The organism is Paenibacillus sp. Y916 (assembly GCF_056786435.1).
Genome location: NZ_JBXCJA010000006.1, coordinates 109523 through 129809, shown reverse-complemented (window position 1 = coordinate 129809; position 20287 = coordinate 109523). Strand labels below are relative to the sequence as shown.

The following is a 20287-nucleotide window of genomic DNA, read 5'->3' as shown; positions in this document are numbered from 1 at the left end:
CTCGTTCCGGACTATTTAATTACCTTTATACTAATGTTATCCTGGTATGTTGTCAACTATTTAATCATCAATTTCTGTATTTGTGATCACTGATACATTCCCAAGTCTTTTGTCCGTAGCAACAAATTCATTAAGTTCGTCATCTATTTCTATATCATTATCAGAAGTGTCCTGCTTGAGTGACAGAGATTCATGAATTTCTTGTGCCTTTTCATCTTCCAAAACTTCCTGAACTTCCTGGGAAGATTCCACCTCCTTCCCAATAATATCAACCAAATTCCAAGCAGAAGATCCATTTGACGCGGAGCTCATCAAATCATCACTATGGATTTCTTGGTCTTCTTCAGATGGTTGGTTACCAATTTTCTTCAACAACGTACTTAATGAATTTTCTAACTCTTGAGGAAGTTCCTTTGGCTCCTCATCATCAACAAACTCTATAATCTTTAAATCATCAGACTCTGATTTAGGGTATTCATAATTTTTTTGTTCATAAAACTTATAATCGTCTTCCTCTTGACCCTTTATTTCTTCTGTTTCTGAATGCTCGAGATTATTTACAAGAGTAGTCTGGCCAGGACGTGTTGGTAATTGTGTTAAATCATGAATTCCACTATCCTCGCTATCTACTTCTGTACCAATAAATTTCAAATTTTCTTTAGCTGGTGTTGTTGGTAGCATCTCTACTTCCATCTCTATAGATTCTTTTTCTGACAACACAGTTTCCACATCAGTGACAGCAGATTGATTTTGATTTTTATCTGTAAATAATAGGCTGAGCATATTCAAATGAGCTAGCTTATGGACTGTAATATTTAAAGGATTAAGATTCTTCGTTTCAAACTCAACTTGACCAATATTTACGAATTTGTTGATAAAACTTGTTTCTGTAATAAACCGACCCTGTGCTTCGATTGGCGCTTTCACACTTCCATCCTTATCAACCATTTGTACAATAAAATGTTTAAACGCTTGCTCCATTATTTCAGTAGGTGAAAAACGTGCTCCTAACGTTCGTTGTGTATTATATCGATAACCCCACTGTTGATTAGGCATAGAAATTGGTGTAGTAGATTCATTCAAAGACTCTTCTACTTGATACTCTTCACCAAATTGTTTAGAGAACCTTTCATTGTCCTCGAACTCTCCACCTCCAAATACTGTTTTGTTTCTTGCGGAGTTCAAAACAACGTTCTCGTATCCTTGAGATACCACTTTTAGCTGACCTAAGGATTGTATTGCAAGGAGCGTACCGACTTTAAATGAACGCCCAAGTGTTAACAGTCTAGGAAAGGCTTCGTTTAAGTACAACGCAGCTTCATCAACATTTAGAAATATTGGAATTCTTTTTTTAATAAAGTTTTCAGGTGGACGTCTAAACACACTTGATTGAAACTGACGAATAAAAAATTGTCCAAAGCTCAGACTTAGCTCTTCTAACTCACCAAGTGCAGTATTTACGAGTAGCACGCCACCCTCTACTAAAAACGTATCAATATCAAGTGTCTCTTCGCCTTCAACCGGAACCATCAACTGTGATAACATGGCATTCATACATATGTCATTTATATACTTCTTAGCTCCAGCAACATACTTATCCTTTTTATTCTCTACAACTTGTTGACCTTCATATTTATGGCCACTAGGATACATTGCAGGTATTCGAGTACCTGATCTATCTGCAAAGCTTTTATATTCAATTACGTCATTCTCAAAAAATGTGACTACTCGATCGTATCGCTCTATCGTGATATTAACATCTTCTGGTTGGTTAGGCTCTGCTTTACTCTTAACAATAGATTCTCGAACTTGCTCAACCATTGTAGCAAGATATCTCGGGTCTCCATACATTTTCTGCATATGAGTTATATTGAATACTTCTCCATATCTAATCTTACCCAGCATCGTATATAAACTAGCTGTTTCATTTTGTTGTCCTTTAAAAAACTCATCCTGATCCCCAGACAAAGCATCTAGAACACCCCTAAATGTTTCAGCTGCAGCTTCTAAAGGTCCAATAAAAGGATTGAACTTAGTAGACTTTACTAAATCGGTTGGATCTACTACTTTAATCATATGATCAGGGATGCCTAATTCCTCGCATAATTTTAACACATCTCTGATCATATCACCTTTTGGTTCCAATACTACAACGCCTAATCTTTTTCCCCGCGCAATGCGAATAAGATCTTGGACAATACGTATCAAAATGGCTGTGGATGTTTTACCAGTACCAGTAGCTCCAGCAACTAGTTCATGCAAGTAACGAGAATTTTCGCTTAAGACAATGGGCTTATTCGTAGCCTTTTCCCAACCGACAATAACATCACATGTGTTGTTCCGCAATGAAAACGATTGGTTTGCGATCAATGAAAATTCCCACTTATAGAATATTTTAACTAAGTCTTCAGTCCTATAAAACTCTAGAGCAATTTTATAAGCAGCAAACAAACAAATAAACACCGGAACAGTCATTAATACGAAACCAAAGCTTTCCATTGTATTTACAACTAGATATGTTTTATCCGATTCAATACCAACAAAATAGTTGAACAAGTAGTGTCTAACATACCAGGAAAATATCGCGCAAAACGTTAAACCAAAAGGAAGGATTGAAAGAATAAACATAGCAATACGACCTCTTTTGGAAGTCCAGCTTATTATTGTGTTATATCCGTTCATTAATGGCTGTGTTGCTGTAGAATATAACCACGTAATTAGCGGTAGATTCAAAACTATAAATAGCCAAATATAAATATTGTGATGTAATGGTATATATAGTAGTTCCACTAGCCCTTTAAGAAAAAGGGGTGGATTTTCCGAAAACAACAATGAAAGAACAGCGTCGGGTCCAGAATCGATATTTTTCCATTGTGCGAAGAATATTAAAAAGGACGAATAACCTAGAATAAGATTGATTATCATGAGTATCGTAACGATAATTGTGTGGAAATATATTCGATACCCTTCAGCTATTCCCTCTCTTGCATTAACCCAATATTTCCTTAAGAAAAGCCTCAACTGAGGTGGCATCGTTTCTGTAGAGGTGTTCTTGTCATCTTCAAACATGTCGTCCATTTGTTCACCGCCCTTAGATTAGAATTCAATGTGTTTTTAGAGATTTACAAACGTAATAAACATCTATTTCCCGCCTTTCCCATAAAAAAAGGAAGAACAAGTGATAGCTCATAGAGCTACGACTGGTTCTTCCAGTTTGAAAGTATTCAATTAATTAAACTAATTATACATGAACTATGAAATAATAAACAAGTGTGATAGTTAGACTCCTTTTGACAAATAATTCGACATCAGTTACCCTTATAATGAATTTCTAGTTATTTTTATAGAAAGGAAGCTATTATTTATGTCCGAAACAAATAATGAACTTGAATCGTTACATGAAATAAATGCTCGAAAAATAAATATATTGAATGAGTTATTTGAACTTCTGAGGAATAGGGAAACAATAGACTATAGCTATGTAACAGAAATGTCTGATCTTATAAGGATAAACGATATAAAAGATCAGGAAGTAAAGTTACTTCAAAATACGTGGTTAGAACTAGAAGAACTCCTATTTAATGATTTGAGTATCTCAGTACAAGAGAAAAATCAAATTCATTCACAATTAGGTAACAAACGAAAAGAACAGAAATTAATTGATAGGAAAAGAGTAAACAATAAGTCACAAATTTGGCGATCCACATAATTAACGATAAGAAAGAACCCGGTATTCCATAAAGGATTATCGGGTTCTTATTCTCTGTATATTACTACGTTTTTGAAGTAGTCGCTGCAATTTATCTGGATAATGATATGAAATATGATTAAATATAAACTCTTCATATCCCATCAAAATAAATGCTTGTCGTACACTTTTTTCAAGTTTTTCCGTCTCTGGGTTATTAGAAAAAAATTCCCTAATCAAACCTTTCTCCAGTCCATCTAATACCACTAATATAAACATTGTTTTCTCTTTATCTTCATAAGTTTCTAATAAATATGTATTAATAGTCCCTCTGAAAATCATCCTAAGTTGTGGTATCGGAGGCTGTACTATCCTTTGAAGCAATTCTGTATTTAAACTTAAATGAACATAATCATCCTGATGAAGATTATAACTTCTTAATTCTTTAAAGTTAATCAAAACTGGTTGCTGAGATAGTCTACCATAAAAAGTAGTGATGCTTATTTCAGAACTATTTATCATTTCGAACGTAAATAACACTTCACGATCTATGTATCCAATATTATTATGAGCGATTTCTATCCTATTATATTGAAGTAGGTGATTAATCCTATTCATAAGAATATCAGGATTCGATTCATAACCTACTCTCTCATTCCACCTGATAAATGCGTGATCAGATATTATGATACGTGATATTGATGGATTGGATTGGCAACCACTTAGTAAATCACTAAGATTATCATTTGAAAAATATCCAACTAACGAAGCACTATCTTGTATCTCTCTAAAAGGAGCTAAGCTACTCATATAATTAAGTATTTGTATATGCTTAGTGAACGAAACTAATATCTGTCGCATTTCTACATCCTCCTCGTATTACAATAGCTGTCTCCAATATTCAAAGATGATCATTAAATTACCCGCTTCGAGTGGAAAAATCTCCATATATCTAACTTAGTCCAAAAAGAAAAGATATAGTTTGATGTATATGAATTAACTATATCATCATATCACAAGCCGAAAACCATCATGAATTTATCTGATCTGTATGAACAAAAATAAATCATAACAAGGAGCACCGATATGTTCTATATACAGTATGTGTATTAGTACATAATATCAGAGATGACATCCGCTTCTTTTTACGATTATAAATTATCTAGTATAAATAACGTGGACAAGAATACTACAATGAAAAGAAATAAAGATACTAAAAATAGAACGCAATGTCGAATTACTGAACCTATTATACGAGAGCAGCTCAACCAGAAGTAATACATTACCTCAACTCCTAGACATAAAATAAAAAACACAGTTACCCATAGAGGGTTTCTGCGTTCTTCGCTTTTTGGTATGAAATTACTTCTAGTGTACAACGCCGAAATGTGTGAAAGCAAATTGTTTCTTCATATTTAGAAAAGAATATTAAGAAATATGGAAGTCACAGAAATATAATTTCAATAGTGTACATCCAGCCAACTACTTTGTTTCTGATACGAACGAACAATTCTTATTTTTATTCTGGTTTTTTTTTATTAAAATCTTTTAGTAACTCTTCTCGCTTTTCCTTCCTATCCCGCAATATTTCGGATTGGGAGCGCTCTGGAATTTTTGATGCTTTTTTTACGAATGAGATTACTCTTTTATTTTTATTCATACTATACACCCCTTCTAAAGAGAGTCTAGTATATATTGTTTACAGATTTCAGAGTCTTAGACATAAAAAAATATTTAATAGTAGTGAATTTTATGATCACTTTTATATTACGATATCATTTGAACAATGATTGGTGCTCAATCATAATTATATTTCATATTCTATGTGATTTGGGTTGTTTAACTCTCCTTTCATTACACTTTATCTAATGTAACGATAATTAAACAATGAGTATTGGGGACTCGTTGCTTAAATCCTAACGTTAACATTAGAAAGGGTTGATTTATGATGACAGCAGGACATAATAACGTAGCAGCAGTTGGTACATCTTCATCAAATGCATTTTATAATACGAGTTATCTAAGTTCTTACAGTCAAGGGACATCTCACGCACAAGTAGCTGTTTTGAAGGCTAACTTGAGAACATATCGGAGTTCTACTCCGTCTTATTTATGGACAAGTACAACGAGCTTAGATAACAACACCACAAATACCTTTGACGCAGCTACCACAGCAAATTTAAAAGTATTTCAAGCTAATGAGAGCTTGACAGCTGATGGAATATACGGTGCCGGATCGCGTAACGCAATGCACAGAATGATTGGGGTATCCCCTAAAGGATGGAAACGAATATACAAATCATTCACTAGCTTCGTGAATTATAACGATACGGCCAATGGACTAAGTGGTGATGCAACGTACAAGCTAGATCATTCATGGTGTACTAGTTCATGCTTAGATACTTTACATGCTCTTGGTTCTGCGTTCGTAACTGCATTCAATAAAAAGATTGAAGTTAATGATGCTTGCTTAATCGACGGAGCAGATACGCCTGAACACAGTAGCCATATGAGTGGTAAGGAAGTTGATATCAGAAACGCCGGAATGACAGACGCACAAGCTAAAAAATTCTTAGAAATTTGCGTAGCGAATTCTAATGTTAAACTCATTTATTATGTAACAAAACATGGACTTACCTCTAGTAAAATTGAAACAAGAGCCGATCACGCTGACCATTTCCATATCCTAACAAATAATTAAAGAAAAAAAGCCTAGGCAATTCTTACCTAAGGCTTTTTTTGTTCAAAGAAAATATAGTATTAGACTGAGTACACTACTTTGACGATCGTTTCCTTCTCTCCTATATAATATTATTCTCAATTTCCCACCAAGTTGTTGTTAACGGGAGATTTTCAAAATCCGGGTATGTTCAATTAACATTTTTCTTTCCATTCCTTTTCACCCTGTCTGATTTTAGATCAGCTCTTTTTACGTCCAAGTGGAAATTTTTTCTGGGACGTTATTTGGTTTGTGATAAATCACGCTTTTTTATTTGCGCAATTTTTCACAACGAGCTATGATAATTGTATATTTTGGAAAGCATATTAATTTTAATAAAATCAAAAGGGGCGATTTTCCATGGGTTTTAAATCAGTTTCAGAGGAAACAACAAAAATCAATGCGGTTAATGTTAGGACGGAGCTACACTCTAAGAGTGATAACATTATCTCACAAATCGATCCATTTTTGTTTGAAGATTTTTCTTTAGCAATTAAGCAAGCATATTGTCTCGAAATATTGAATAATGATGATGGGAATGCTATTACTTACAGATTGAGAGATGCATTAATTAATATTGATGCTTTTGTTAGTAATATGTTGTTACCACTTAAGCTTGAGGTTGAAATAAATGGCAACATTGATACACTTGATTTTAATATTTCTAGGATAGATCCTGACACGAATAACATTGAAAACCCTAAGTATTACATATATTGCGATAATTCTAACGAGATAGGATTTAGATTTTGGTTCTTAAAGAATAAGTAGTAGACATTAATTAAAGCGCCCTCAAAAGAGGGTGCTTTTTTATAATTATCCAAATAACTTTCCAGCACCGATATAGTCATACAAATATCCTTAAACTATAATTTCATTGCCAGTTAGCTTAAGGTCCCGCCAATTCTAGCACTAAATTTCCTCAGTCTACAACATTATTTTCTGAGTCTAACACTTTATTTTCTTTGGACATTTTACAATATTTTGAAGGTTAGCACTATACCATGATATTATGTAACTTTAGGAGGTGAATTATGAGATCATACAAAAAAATTATATATGGCTTTCTTTCTGTTGCATTACTTATCAGTTGTTCTAATAACGTTGAACAGAATACAGTTTTACCAGCCGTTGTGGATCAAGTCATAAATCAGAATGAAATTGAAAAGAAAACGGAAGAAATTAAACTAAAATTGATTGACGACTTAAATTTTACTGAAGACGTAAAAATGCTTATCATTAACGAGAAAGAATTTGACTCTAAATTTGTGAAGATAGAGTTACAGCCATTTGGATTCTATATCCCTGATAATATCTTAGTGTTCACTTTTGAAGACGGATCACTAATTGGATTTAATAACGCGGAATTCATTTCGCTTGATGCTGTGGAAAGACTCAGTAACCCCCATAACATACACGAATCCATCGGAAGCGGGGGAGACAAACTTTTCATAGATGATGAATTAGATAAATACGAAGAATATGTAGGCAGCGCAATAGATAGTAATGGTGTAAGAAAAGACGGATTTTTAGTTAAGCATGATCAAGCAGTCGATACGTTGATAACTTTCAGGTATTTCAATAAAAATGTAATCGACGTTTTGCCCACTTTCTTAGAAATAGCTAAGAATATTAAATACATTGATAATTAAGAAACGTTGTCTACCTGTGGTTCAGTTCCACAAATATCAATCAACCTTCAAAATAAAGAAAAAGCGTGCGTCGATGATTATCGACACACGCTCTTTTCATATTTCTTTATTCATCTGTCTGTGTGACAGCCATATGATAGGATTCATTTATTCATTCAATTTTAAGGACGATAGCGACCTTTTTTTCAGTTACGGCGACTCTTACTCCCATTTGCTTCAACATCCGATTACGCATATTCTTGCGTTGATACATAATTTGTTTTTGTGATATATCATTCACCTTAGTTGGCTTGTACTCTAACATTTTGGGGAGCCTCCTTTTCTGAGATCATACGCTTTTGTAAGATTAAACAAAATGCATGAACTAGTCTACGTATCTGTCTTGATTCTATTATATCATTCGATAGAACAAGAGACAAGGCACGTTCATCCGAATCATCGAAATGAAAACACCAAATCCATCGCTGTTGATTCAACATTTTCATTGAGAAAGATACAACAGTTCTGCCTGGATAAGGATTGCTTACAAATGCTTCATGCATGCCATTTTTGCTTCTAGCTGCCATAGAAGCAGCATAATCTAACACTTGAGTTGCGGTTATATCGATTTCATCTAAACTTCCTCCAGTAGTCCCAATATCCTTAAACTTACGAAGGATATCACCATCAACCTCGTAAATTGTAAACGGGGTGACTAATCTCAAATCTTGATAATCTAGTACATCGTTGGTTAAACGATAGAGATTAGTATTGACATCTTTTATTAGTTGTACTAGATATCCAATGGCATTATCAGACTGTTCCACATCAGAAACAAGTCCTTCAACTATTCTTTCATATTCTACGAGACGTTCACTCAGTTCCTGAATTGTCTCTTCCAATGCATTTTCGCGTCCCATCGAATAATGAAGTACGGAATTGATACTGTCATCTTTGATTGGAACAAGATATGAGTTAAAGACTTCATACAAATCTGAGAAAGTAAAATCATCTTTTTGAAGAAAGGTATGCCACAGATTATATTCAGTGGGTCTTCTAGCTTTTAATGCTTCGATATGAAACTCCTCTGTTCCCAAAGTAGACATCTTATCTATATATCTACGTACATACCAGAAGTAGTAAATTGAAAACAATAGAATAACACTGGACCCGATAATAGCCCATAAAGGTACATCTGCATACCAACCGGCACCAATAACCAGCGCTTGTCCAATCAGAGGAAGTGAGCTCCATTTGATTGCTGCTATTAGTTTGAAATGCTTCGTGTAACTTAATAATTCCTTGACTGGACCCTTCCAGGCTTGTCCCCTCCATTTTCCATCTTTTTGACTTCTCATCTTAAGAATAACGGGATCGAATATATCTTTGATCTGATTAATATAACTGTGATAATTTTTTTTAATATCATCAGAACTCATTGCGAATCCTCCTTTAATAATAATTTTATCCTTATAGTGGATATCTAATATTTTAGATGTATATATATCATAAGATTTAAATGGATACTTTTAATTATATACTCTTATTAGAGAAGCACTTATTCCTGACTCAGTAAGCCAATTTAATTCGCATTCTAAGTTAGTATTTTGTTCTATTAAATCGTTATGATTATATTCGAACAATACTGATGCAACATTCATAGATAGGTCCGCTGGTGTCACAATACTATAATCGGGTGGGACATTAAGGATGTGACCAGAGGCCAAAGTAATTCTAAGCCCACCTAGTATATCCTTCTCCACGTAATGGTTGATGTTCCCCATTAGGAGATTTTCAGTGAATTTGAATTCTTCCCTGTCACGTTCAAACATAAATTCACTAATATAATGTGGGAAATCCATCATTTCCAAGATCACGTTAAAAGGATCATTAATTGATATGTTTTCCCATCTTTGAGAATACAGCTTCAACCATTTGAGAATATTATCACCTAAAACTTCTTTTGTAATTTCTCTTCTATAGCTCAATAGTACATCGAATACAGTTGATCTTTTAGGTATATGAATCATTTGCTGTGAAAATTCGCAACCCGCTACTTCCCATAGATGCTCTTGTGCTAGGTTCTCAGTTTCGTGTTTTATCATTTTAATTAAAACTCCATTTAAATCTAATACCACTTCGAAAATGAATTCTCCTTCTACTAATTGATGAGAAAGATCCACTATGGAGAACTTTTTAAGTAGGGAATATCCCATATGAGTAGATATTCCTTGCCATTTGCTGTTCACCTGTTTTAAGATTTGATTTCTTACTGTCGTTTCCATTCTAATTCCTCCTAAGTAATTGGGTTGTATTAAAATATCTTAGACCAGCCTTCATTTATGAGTGCCATATACTAAGATCATATAAAAAAAAGGAAAAGCTATTTTCTGCTTTTCCTTTTTTAAACATCATATTTTGTTAAAAATCTAACGTTTGGTTAATTATTGCAAATAAACAATTCATCATAACAACATTAAATACAACAAGTTGAATTACTACGAATCCTGCTGTTATGCGTCCTTTAGTGTACTCTAGTTTAAATAAGAGTCCTATTCCTAAAAAAAGAATAATGTACACAAATATAAATCCGATTAATAAAAAATTCATTTTAATCACTCCTAAGTAGTTTTTTAAATAAATTTTGCGATAATTCTCAAAAAGGTAATAAAAATTAACGCAAAAAAGCACTCCTACAAGTGAAAGGTTAATAGACCTCATTAAAAATGAGTCATTTGACCATAGTCACTTAAAGAAGTGCTTAAAAAGTGTTAGAATGCTCTCTTGTGCGCCTGCTAGAGAGATAAATGAAATGAAATATTGATATAAATCCATATTACCATAAAACATAATTTATTTCATTATTATTCCTAATTCTGTAATGATCATTCTGGACTTAGTCAATAGAATGACCGAAAGTCATTTAATGTCTACATCCCCCAAATCTTTGTTCTGCATAACCCTATTGAAAATAGTACTAGATCGTTGTAATAAATCAGTTACAGCCAATTGAGGATGATTTGAAGCGGGCGTATCCTCCTCAATTGATAATTCACGATATTTATCTTGAAGAACAACATCATGGATGAGCCATATAGATCCTGACATCCGGAATAAGCCATGTTCTTTATATTTATCGAGCAGTTTTCTAGAATTATCTCTACGTATCGTTCCTTGAGGGAGATTGTATTTCTTTTCACCCTCAGAGGTTGTCATTACTCCACTCACGATAAACTTACATGTATTACAAATCGTATACGTTGCGAAAAATGTTGGAACCCCCTCCTCTTTTAACCAAGCACCACATTGTGAGCATCGATACGGAAGCCTACCACCTTTTATACGCTCAATTTTCGCTTCATGATCTTGGATCTGCGCCTCGATACTATGTATTTGTCTAAACGCATCTGGAATAGCTACTTTGAGATCTTCAAGTAAGATCTTTTGTTTTTTAAGCAGATTAAGAGATTCTTCAATATCCAATATCCAAGAACTGTTCAAATTTTGTTTCCGTCTTCCTGCCAGGTAATATAAATCAGCTACAGCCTCATGAATGAGCCAACATTTACCAGACTTCCTTACTAAAGATTCTGCTTGAAGAGTCTTCAAGGGGCCTTCACAATCCTGTTTCACTGCACCTGAACTAATCTTAAGAGACTTTTCAAGTTCAGATGTTCCTTTTACTTGGTTTATTGTATGGATACAATTTTGGCATATTAAGAACCTATTCTTTTTACCTATCTTCACTATATCAACGTCACTTGGGATGGTTTGTATACAGAGATTACATTTATTTGGATGATAATTAGAAGTTAGACGATCTGTTCGCAGCTCAAAGTTTCTGATTTCAGCCTCAACGCTAAATACTTGATATGCTGCACTAGGTAAAATATCGAAATTTTCAATAAGCTTCTCCCGAAATGAATATAGTTCTTTGATTTTATTTTTATAGTCATCTATTACCCCAGACATTATCACAACTCCCCTCAATGAATCGCTTTAGAATACATTATACTCACAAACGTACCACTTTTAAAGCCATCAAAGCATATTCTAAATTGCTAGATTAAATAAATCATGATACGATAAAACACAAATTATAGTAGATCTTATCCCAAGGAACCGATTTCTCTTGGGAATTTCTTTTATATTCAAACATTAAAGGTGGAGTTATATTGTTCAAGAGGATAGAAAGAAGGTATATCATTATTTTTAATATAATTTGTCTGATCCTAGTAATTTCATTATCTTTACTACTTAGACCTCTCGGTAAAGATGAACTTTGGATTGCCCCAGGACATATCTTATCGATTGATCCTTACATAAATGCTTCCCCCTTAAAGAATGGGCCTTATAAGAAATCCACTAACTTATTTATGACCTATGTTAAAGAAGCCGAAATAAAATCCCATTGGGGAAAAATATCTCTTGGGTTTGCAGGGTATGAAAAACGGGCCGAATTAAATAAATACTCATCTGATGGTAATAGTGAAGGTGATTTCACAGAAAGAGATTTAAATATATTAGGCAATGAAGTGATCCCTTATATGAAGCACAACATAATAAAAGCAGTTATGGTATATAAAGATATTGACTGGGAAGAAACGGTGACTGGCCCTATAGTAATTTTTCATCCTGAAAAATTCAAAACTGGTCTCCTCTTAAAAGATAATGATGAGATCCTTTATATTAACAGTACCTTGATAGAGTCTATTGAAGACATTAACCTTTTTTTAGAGGATAAAAGACTTGGTGAAACAGTAGATATCACTGTATCCAGAGAAGGCCAAAACTTAATTATACCGGTCATTTTACGTGAGCTAGACCACAATGGACAAGTCACATTAGGAGTATATGTTCGGAATCGATTTGCCTTTGTTGATTTAAATGATGATGATATTCTCCACTTACAAGATGATTACTCTGGAGAATCTGGTGGGTTCATGCTAGCACTTGGTTTGATACAACAACTAGAACCTAATAGTAATTTCGCTAACGGTAGAATTGTGGCCGGTACTGGTGGAATAACTCGAAGCGGGTATATAGTGGAAATTGGAAACCTAGATCTGAAGATATTGACCGCTAAACGCGATAGTGCAGATATATTCTTTTATCCAAAAGCTCAAGAATTAACAGCTCTTGCAGCAGCTAAGAAATACAATATTCACGATATGGAGTTAGTTCCCGTTCGAATGATCCATGAAGCCGTAGCATATCTTTTACAATAAAACACACCTTTTTGGCTCTTCCATATATTTTCTTTGTATTCCCACTTATATATACTAAAAAGAATAACAGAAGGATCTCAGTAAAGAGACTCCTGTTATTCTTTTTTTAACCCATCTTACTTATATATGATCTATATTTTTTGTTTCAGTTACATGATATACCTGGTCTTGACATGATCTAGAACTAATTATAAAGCTTAATTAACTATAGATTAGCTCTAGCTCTTCAACTTCATCTGTAGAATCAACGAAACAGCCACAACCTCCGAAATCAAACAAGTCGATTTGCATATTATTCTTTATCTCATAATTTAAATCACGAATTGGGAATGGTTTAGATTTACGCTTCATAAAACTATATTGCTGGATATGCATGTATTCAGCGATTGCGCTAGCGCTAGGATGAATATATAATTTTGGTTTTACAGCACGATCATAAAAGTATTCTCTATAAGCGTCATCTAATTCAGCTAGCATATCCTCTTGCACGTGAAGCGGGATGATATCTTCCGGCGGTATTGGTGTTTTATCCTTTGGATCATTACCTTTGATAATATACCGGTATGCTGACACGCAAATTTTAAGGTGATGTTCCTGCTCCATCAGCTTATTGAAAACTTCAGGCATCGTCTCATTTAAGAGCTTAAAATGTGAAATACCTGCCTTAACACATTTTCCCCCACAATTATTATGACTAAATCCATGCTTATACAGCATAGGTTGTTCAATGCCGTGTTTCTTTAATACCTCATCTATATATATATTGTGTTCAATCAACGGCATTTCTACTTTAAATGGCTCCCAGTTCTCCTTAATTGGCATTTCACGATGCATTTCATCAAAACCGATTCCGAAATATAAGATTGCATTTGTAATGAAATCCTCGTTTTTTAAATACTTAGCGTTTCTCCATTTTTCAATGCCTGGCCGGATTCCTTTTTTAAAATAGTCTGCTGCCACTTTCATTTTCAAAATTTTAGAGCAGTCTCCAATCATAGAATTATAGACTAATTTTTTTTCGAACATGAGTTGCATGGGAGTTAGACCAGCTGAATGAGTTAACAAAGGCAATTTCAATTTGTCTGAAGCTTCATTATTTAATCGATAAACATCTTCATGTTCCCAGAGCGTGTCTGTGAAATATAATACGATGTTATCATTAGGATATTTCGATTTAACAAAATCTGCAGTTGCGAAACTTGCTTTTCCTCCAGATGCGAAAATAACGCGGTTATTCATATTGTTATCTCCTATTCAATTTGATATGGATTCATTTTTATAGATGATCAAAAACGAAAAGAGAATTGAATTATTAATCCAATCCTCTTCTCTCCTTTGTTTGTGCTCTTATTCCGCTGAAACGATGTTTGAAATTGAATGATCTGTTTCTTCAAAACACCTAGTGAAGTTGTCGAAAAATTCAGTTGATTGCAACCAACAGGAAAACATATCATCTTCCTTCATTTGTTGAGAAATTGTAGTAATGGCTTTTGATAATTGACGAAGAGCACCCTTTTGGATATTTGTTAGTTCCGAATAGGAAATGTTGTGTTGATTGGTAACAACTTCTTCAAATCCAATTGTCTGACTAGCCTTAGCCTCGCAAATTACATTATCTTTTTGCTTAGAAAGAGTACTTTCGTGAACATACGGAACTAGTTTATTACCATTCATTCTGTATTCTGGAGTCTTTAAAATATCCTCAACAAATGCATACTGCATAGCTGTTAGATTTGTCTGATCAATATTGAGACATGATTCTATGCTCATTTCTTCTGAATGTGCGAAAATTTGAATGGTTTCTATTCTTACTGAATAATCAGAAAATTGGGAGTACCACAGATTCTCATCCGTTAGATCTCTTTTAGTGTAATCTCCAAAAAACTGACTAAACTCTCCATTTACTGCTTTAACAATAGGATGTTCACAATCATTTTTGGTATTTTGAAATTCAATGAGTTTGTTTCCCCCTATCTCTATATCACCAAAGATTAAACGATAGTTCACCATCACATAATTCTTTCCATTTTGCATTAACATTTTTTTCACGGCTCCTTTAATATAATTGGGTTGTAGGTGTAAATGACGCAAAAAAACACCTAACAAAAATCGCCAATTAATACACACGTCTAGCGTGGTTTTAAAATTGGTCACCTTTGTTAGGTGTTTTTAAAGTATAGAATGCTCTCCTTAGCGCGTGCTGGAGAGAAAGGTCTTGATATAGATAAGTTATAAAGTTATTCTATCATAAAATTAGCATTTTTCATAAAGAACTTTTTATGAATGGAAATAATATTCAACCTGTTAGAGTATCCTTAATGTATCCTTAATGTATAATCCATACAACCCCCTACTTGTCAGGGAATATTCTGTTTCAGTTCAAGATTAGTTTTGTGTTATGATAGCTTTGGAGGTGGTTATTATGGTGAATCAACATGTCCCACAATATTTTCTTTATCAAGTTGTTGTAGAACTAGGTGAACAACTTGAAGAAATATACAATTCTCTAAACGAAGGCAACATACGTGACTATATAAACCATATTATTACATCAGAATTCTCATCAGACACTAAACAAGAATATACAAAAGAACATACAAAAGAACTTAGACGTATAACATATAAATATTCTCAGGCTAACAAAAAACGTTGGGCTGACTCTTTATCAGAGAGTGTTCTTTCGAAAAAAAAATCTAAAAATACCACTGAACTATCGAAAGAACTTGATCTTCTAAAAGGTCTTTTACAAATGTATGGACCCGATGAACTTAAAAAACTACAGGGTGTAACGACAATAGAAGGTGTGATAGAAAAACGAATACAAGAAGTTAATGATTGGTGCTCTGACAAAGATTCAAGACTTGGTAATTACAAATACATCAAGGATAAAACACCTCTTCAAATTAAGAAAGCACTTCGTTTAGATACTATCATTGTCGTTGCAGACTTATTGATTAATAATTACGAAGGTACTATTAATAATATAATTGTAGACCAACCACTACAATATACGGATCATCCCGTAAGCAGCACTCCATTGAAAAAGATGACGTTGACAGAAAAAAGTGTTGTTATCAACAATAAATTGCACTATATCAGTGAATACCAACCCGAAGAGAATTATTCTCTGCTCACATTAGTTAGTCAAGATATAATTTCAGAGGAAAAGGTGTTAAGATCTATCGATGATAAAGATATGCAGATATTTCGCGCTGTTCTATCTAGACGAGATCGTAAACGATTCTTTGAGGAGAAAATAGTCTCTGTCACAATAGGTGAACTTGTTCGCCAAATTTATGGGTCAGATAGTAAACAAAGCTACAAAGCAGTTAGGGAACGTTTAATCAAAATGGCAAATATCAGATTTAACGTTGTCGAACCAAATCGAACATTAGTATTCGGAATTTTTGCTCATTTAGAGATTAAACCTTTTGGTAATGGTGAACTAGCTGAGATTACATTAGATCATGAGATTCATCAAAATTATATAAAAGGTCAGGTTATTCGTGCTTATAGTGATAGGTTAAGCTTTTTTGTTAATAAGAGTTCACAGACTCTTATATTCCCGCTTCAAAAAGAGAGATTTCTATGTTATTTCAGGCAAACCGGTTATGCCGGAGTTTTTGATTATGCCTATTTCATTCATAAGATACAATTCCAAAGCAAGCGTAAAGATTTGAATTTAAAAATGATAGAAGAATGCTTGCAGGATTTTGTGAATCAAAAAGTAACAATAGAGAGCTTTGAACGAAAGAAAGATGTTTTTTATATCACGTTTCTCCCTGTTGAATCCTATGAGGTGCAGGATCTGCTTGGTAACCAAGAGATGGAGAATTTCATTGAATATTAAACAGAACAACAGAATACTATTCCAAAGGAAAAATAGAGTTAGAAAAATAACTCTATTTTTTTGTCTAAAAAGTCGTCCATTTTTCCGTTATACGTACAACTCGCATAAAAAGTCGCCCATTTTTCCGCTATACATATAACTCGCATAAAAAGTCGCCCATTTTTCCGTTATACATATAACTCGCATAAAAAGTCGCCCATTTTTCCGTTATACGTACAACTCGTATAAAAAGTCGCCCATTTTTCCGCTATACGTACAACCCGCATAAAAAGTCGCCCATTTTTCCGCTATACATATAACTCGCATAAAAAGTCGCCTATTTTTCCGTTATACATATATTTCGCGTTAAAAGTCGCCCATTTTTCCGCTATACATATATATCACAATAAAAGTCGCCCATTTTTCCGCTATATACTATAATTACATCAAAAGTCATCCGATTCTCCGTTATTTACACTCTGTCTAAAGAGTATTTCGTTTGTAAATGAGTTTAAATTCTTATCCTTTGCTAAAGCCAGATAGGTTGAGATAGAAAATCATCTAAATCTCCGCTATTTAGCACAATAACGAATAATGATCACCCAATTCTCCGCTAATCATAAAAAGTCGCCTAAATTTCCGTTAAGCGTGAAGATCAAAAGTCACCTTTGTATTTATTAATAAAATATTCACCTATATAAAGTTGCTGATTCCTATATATTTTTGCAAGAAAACAATAATTTATAGCCTAAATCTCCGCTATTCAAGAAAATATCTCATGAAAGTTCAATATACGTTGAGAATATCGTCCAATTCTCCGCTAAACTTTTAAAAAATATTCTTTTATCTTATCTGAAATAACAAAAACCCATGCTCATCAAGATATTTAAAGAAGTCGTCCAAATTCCCGCTATTTATAAAGTAACTGTATTCGTTGATTAATTACAAAAATCGCCCAAATCTCCGTCATACTGCGTCTATTTACCATCAAAACTGACAGTGCTATAATGATCTTTATTGGAAGATTAATACTCCATAACCATCATAAATCTTATTGAATTCTTGTAATTTAATAAGAGATTATACACCAGACAATAAAAATAGAACCCAACTACATACATTCTAAATAAGTGTTAGGTCGGCAAACTCACCACTTATTATAGAACTCACGAAGTCAGGTCCTTTGTTTTACTATTCTTAAGATATGTTTTTAGTATAACATGCCTTTTGAAAAAGTAAAAGATTGAACCTTTATTTTCTTGACTTCTTTTGTTGGGAATAAGGAGATTTTATAAATGAAACATCATCCTGATTTGTTCGATGCTAGAACACTACATAATGATACTCGTCTTCTTTTCAAACTCAAACTCCTCCTTGGTTCGGTATGTGCTTATGGTGGTGAAGTACCCCTTCCTATTTCTGATATTGCTAAAAGAATGGGTACCTCCAACTACCGAATATCTACCCTTATACAAAAATTAATCACTGAGGGATTAGTCCACCATGATACGAATGGTAAACTATTTTTAAATCGATTTGTTTTCGTTCAAGAGAAAGAAGAAACTCAAAAGGACGAGCTATATTCAAAAAATTTCATTTTCTATAATTGCGATGACTTTTTAAGTGAAAACCGAAATGTACAACGGTTCATTATTCACTATGTTGGAAAGGAACTAGTTTATATGCCTGGTAACTGGAAATGGGGTCATATCAACGATATGTATGGTTCTGGTGGCTTACTGAATATCCGCACACGTAAAGAAGCGATACAGATTTTAGAGAAAGCATCTAAATATCTTAAAATCAAAATATACAAGGATAACTACCAGGTTTTGAATGTACATCCTGAATGGTTAGCAATGGGAGAGGTTTATTCAGAAGGTGCAGAGCTGTGGGTTTTAAAACAACTAAAAAAGCATCGTTTTTGCTGTGATTTTATATCTCGTAAAGCCGTTTGGCAAATGGCGAAAGTCATGGAAGATTATTATGCTAAAGCAGGATATGAATATGCTTCTGAGATTTTCGATACTGCTTTATACAACATACAACATAATACGATGCGTTCTCATACTTTCTTCAAAATGATCTATAAAGATGAGAGTGAATATGTGGTAAACGAAGAAAAAAATGAATTGGATGAAATCAGTGCTTATTTCCGTGCAGTAATGGAAGCAGCAGAACTTAATTATGCGGTACAAATGTCTATGGAACTTGAGATATTTAAAGAAAAAAAACGTGTTGCTGAGTCAAACCTATTTAACGATCATGAGCTATCTGAAAACAATCAATTAATTATTGATGAGTCGAATAAGCAGTACAAAAACGTTTGGGAAAAGCTAATAAAAATACATCAATACTGGTTACAACGTTTCCAACAGAAGCCTGAATGGTTTATTAAAAATTTTAACCAGATAATCTCCCTTCCTGATCCAATCCTGGAGATTAAAAATGTGATAAAAAGAGAGATAAATAAAAAAGCAACCAATATAAGATCGTTGGTTAACTAATGTAAATCGATATTCATTATTCGATCTATTTTGTTCTGCAATAAAATCATTGCATACCTCGATTACCAGTGGTGGTTCTATTTAATATAGAGCGACTATTATTTCTCGTTGCCTTAAAACAACCCCCTTCTTCCTTCAGGTAAATAGTTAATGAAAGATCCTACTCCTTATATAAATATTACCTTCTATCTCTACCTAATTTTGTTGTCGATCGACTAAGAATGTATTTATTATACTAAATTCTGTGGATAACGTTTTTTGTGAGTTGGTTAAAGTAAAAAGTGGATCTGATAAAGTTTTCATATTCACGGATAGAGTAACTATGTACTGTGGATATGAAATCTTTTAACATTGATAATGTCTTTCTGAATGTGTACCTAATATATTATGTTGTGTAATTCGTATTGTACTTTCTTTAACCAATTATTAACATGAAGATAAACCCATACATAGCAAGGCTTTATTGATCTTAAAACCACTCGTAAAATGGTATTAACCAAATGTATTAACGTTATGGTCTTAATCAATAGTTTTAATTTATAGTTTTAATAAATTATATTGTGAAATGGTTTTTATTAGCAAGTCAAAACAACCGCTTCAAATTAAATTATGATTGCATCTATAATAATAGAACCTCCCCTCTAACTATATTAGAGGAGAGGAGTAAAGATTACATTATTTAGAT

16 protein-coding genes are annotated in these 20287 nt (G+C 33.4%); 7 read left to right on the top strand and 9 right to left on the bottom strand.

Annotated elements, in window-relative coordinates; all coding sequences use genetic code 11:
• Positions 1–60: 60 nt before the first annotated feature.
• Positions 61–3069 (bottom strand): type IV secretory system conjugative DNA transfer family protein, encoded by a 3009-nt coding sequence (locus tag AC1TO9_RS14830; RefSeq protein ID WP_482059635.1) that lies wholly within the window; start codon positions 3067–3069, stop codon positions 61–63.
• 295 nt (positions 3070–3364) lie between these two features.
• Here AC1TO9_RS14830 and AC1TO9_RS14825 point away from each other — a divergent pair, with 295 nt between their 5' ends.
• Positions 3365–3709, top strand: coding sequence for a hypothetical protein (locus AC1TO9_RS14825; RefSeq protein WP_482059634.1), 345 nt, complete (start codon positions 3365–3367; stop codon positions 3707–3709).
• Positions 3710–3745: 36 nt separating this feature from the next.
• On the opposite strand, the gene AC1TO9_RS14820 is transcribed toward AC1TO9_RS14825, so the two are convergent.
• Positions 3746–4549, bottom strand: coding sequence for a hypothetical protein (locus AC1TO9_RS14820; RefSeq protein WP_482059633.1), 804 nt, complete (start codon positions 4547–4549; stop codon positions 3746–3748).
• Between the two features lie 658 nt (positions 4550–5207).
• The gene (locus AC1TO9_RS14815; protein WP_482059632.1) at positions 5208–5348 is read right to left on the bottom strand and encodes a hypothetical protein; all 141 of its coding nucleotides are present in this window, start codon (positions 5346–5348) and stop codon (positions 5208–5210) included.
• 285 nt (positions 5349–5633) lie between these two features.
• Between AC1TO9_RS14815 and AC1TO9_RS14810 the strand changes: the two genes are divergently transcribed.
• The 3 genes from AC1TO9_RS14810 to AC1TO9_RS14800 all read left to right on the top strand — a co-directional run bounded on the left by AC1TO9_RS14810 (position 5634) and on the right by AC1TO9_RS14800 (position 8059).
• Positions 5634–6389 (top strand): peptidoglycan-binding protein, encoded by a 756-nt coding sequence (locus AC1TO9_RS14810; RefSeq protein ID WP_482059631.1) that lies wholly within the window; start codon positions 5634–5636, stop codon positions 6387–6389.
• 378 nt (positions 6390–6767) lie between these two features.
• On the top strand, positions 6768–7178 hold the full coding sequence (locus AC1TO9_RS14805) for a hypothetical protein (protein WP_482059630.1): 411 nt from the start codon (positions 6768–6770) through the stop codon (positions 7176–7178).
• 263 nt (positions 7179–7441) lie between these two features.
• Complete coding sequence (locus AC1TO9_RS14800) at positions 7442–8059, top strand: hypothetical protein (RefSeq protein ID WP_482059629.1); 618 nt, start codon at positions 7442–7444, stop codon at positions 8057–8059.
• 151 nt (positions 8060–8210) lie between these two features.
• On the opposite strand, the gene AC1TO9_RS14795 is transcribed toward AC1TO9_RS14800, so the two are convergent.
• The 4 genes from AC1TO9_RS14795 to AC1TO9_RS14780 form a co-directional block, all read right to left on the bottom strand.
• A complete protein-coding gene (locus AC1TO9_RS14795; RefSeq protein WP_482059628.1) occupies positions 8211–8363 on the bottom strand; it encodes a hypothetical protein in 153 nt (50 codons plus the stop codon).
• On the bottom strand, positions 8341–9477 hold the full coding sequence (locus AC1TO9_RS14790; RefSeq protein WP_482059627.1) for a hypothetical protein: 1137 nt from the start codon (positions 9475–9477) through the stop codon (positions 8341–8343). Before AC1TO9_RS14790 ends, AC1TO9_RS14795 begins: the two co-directional genes overlap by 23 nt.
• Positions 9478–9567: 90 nt before the next feature.
• Positions 9568–10323 carry a hypothetical protein gene (locus AC1TO9_RS14785; RefSeq protein WP_482059626.1) on the bottom strand — a complete coding sequence of 252 codons (756 nt, stop codon included), beginning with the start codon at positions 10321–10323 and terminating at the stop codon, positions 9568–9570.
• A gap of 634 nt (positions 10324–10957) precedes the next feature.
• Entirely contained in the window at positions 10958–12010 is a 1053-nt protein-coding gene (locus AC1TO9_RS14780; protein WP_482059625.1) for a hypothetical protein, read from the bottom strand.
• 203 nt (positions 12011–12213) lie between these two features.
• Between AC1TO9_RS14780 and AC1TO9_RS14775 the strand changes: the two genes are divergently transcribed.
• Positions 12214–13266, top strand: a complete 1053-nt coding sequence (locus AC1TO9_RS14775) for a hypothetical protein (RefSeq protein WP_482059624.1) — start codon at positions 12214–12216, stop codon at positions 13264–13266.
• Between the two features lie 201 nt (positions 13267–13467).
• Here AC1TO9_RS14775 and AC1TO9_RS14770 read toward each other — a convergent pair whose 3' ends face one another.
• Both AC1TO9_RS14770 and AC1TO9_RS14765 read right to left on the bottom strand, forming a co-directional pair.
• Positions 13468–14505: a phosphoadenosine phosphosulfate reductase domain-containing protein gene (locus AC1TO9_RS14770; RefSeq protein ID WP_482059623.1), complete on the bottom strand. Its 1038-nt coding sequence runs from the start codon at positions 14503–14505 to the stop codon at positions 13468–13470.
• 108 nt (positions 14506–14613) lie between these two features.
• Positions 14614–15420: a hypothetical protein gene (locus tag AC1TO9_RS14765; protein WP_482059622.1), complete on the bottom strand. Its 807-nt coding sequence runs from the start codon at positions 15418–15420 to the stop codon at positions 14614–14616.
• 268 nt (positions 15421–15688) lie between these two features.
• Between AC1TO9_RS14765 and AC1TO9_RS14760 the strand changes: the two genes are divergently transcribed.
• A complete protein-coding gene (locus AC1TO9_RS14760; RefSeq protein WP_482059621.1) occupies positions 15689–17116 on the top strand; it encodes a hypothetical protein in 1428 nt (475 codons plus the stop codon).
• 1274 nt (positions 17117–18390) lie between these two features.
• A complete protein-coding gene (locus AC1TO9_RS14755; protein WP_482059620.1) occupies positions 18391–19602 on the top strand; it encodes a hypothetical protein in 1212 nt (403 codons plus the stop codon).
• Positions 19603–20287: the final 685 nt, after the last annotated feature.

Coding starts and splice junctions, on each gene's coding strand:
- AC1TO9_RS14810 (WP_482059631.1), top strand. CDS start 5,634: ATGATGACAGCAGGACATAATAACGTAGCAGCAGTTGGTACATCTTCA.
- AC1TO9_RS14760 (WP_482059621.1), top strand. CDS start 15,689: ATGGTGAATCAACATGTCCCACAATATTTTCTTTATCAAGTTGTTGTA.
- AC1TO9_RS14755 (WP_482059620.1), top strand. CDS start 18,391: ATGAAACATCATCCTGATTTGTTCGATGCTAGAACACTACATAATGAT.
- AC1TO9_RS14790 (WP_482059627.1), bottom strand. CDS start 9,477: ATGAGTTCTGATGATATTAAAAAAAATTATCACAGTTATATTAATCAG.
- AC1TO9_RS14830 (WP_482059635.1), bottom strand. CDS start 3,069: ATGTTTGAAGATGACAAGAACACCTCTACAGAAACGATGCCACCTCAG.
- AC1TO9_RS14805 (WP_482059630.1), top strand. CDS start 6,768: ATGGGTTTTAAATCAGTTTCAGAGGAAACAACAAAAATCAATGCGGTT.
- AC1TO9_RS14770 (WP_482059623.1), bottom strand. CDS start 14,505: ATGAATAACCGCGTTATTTTCGCATCTGGAGGAAAAGCAAGTTTCGCA.
- AC1TO9_RS14795 (WP_482059628.1), bottom strand. CDS start 8,363: ATGTTAGAGTACAAGCCAACTAAGGTGAATGATATATCACAAAAACAA.
- AC1TO9_RS14800 (WP_482059629.1), top strand. CDS start 7,442: ATGAGATCATACAAAAAAATTATATATGGCTTTCTTTCTGTTGCATTA.
- AC1TO9_RS14820 (WP_482059633.1), bottom strand. CDS start 4,549: ATGCGACAGATATTAGTTTCGTTCACTAAGCATATACAAATACTTAAT.
- AC1TO9_RS14825 (WP_482059634.1), top strand. CDS start 3,365: ATGTCCGAAACAAATAATGAACTTGAATCGTTACATGAAATAAATGCT.
- AC1TO9_RS14785 (WP_482059626.1), bottom strand. CDS start 10,323: ATGGAAACGACAGTAAGAAATCAAATCTTAAAACAGGTGAACAGCAAA.
- AC1TO9_RS14815 (WP_482059632.1), bottom strand. CDS start 5,348: ATGAATAAAAATAAAAGAGTAATCTCATTCGTAAAAAAAGCATCAAAA.
- AC1TO9_RS14780 (WP_482059625.1), bottom strand. CDS start 12,010: ATGTCTGGGGTAATAGATGACTATAAAAATAAAATCAAAGAACTATAT.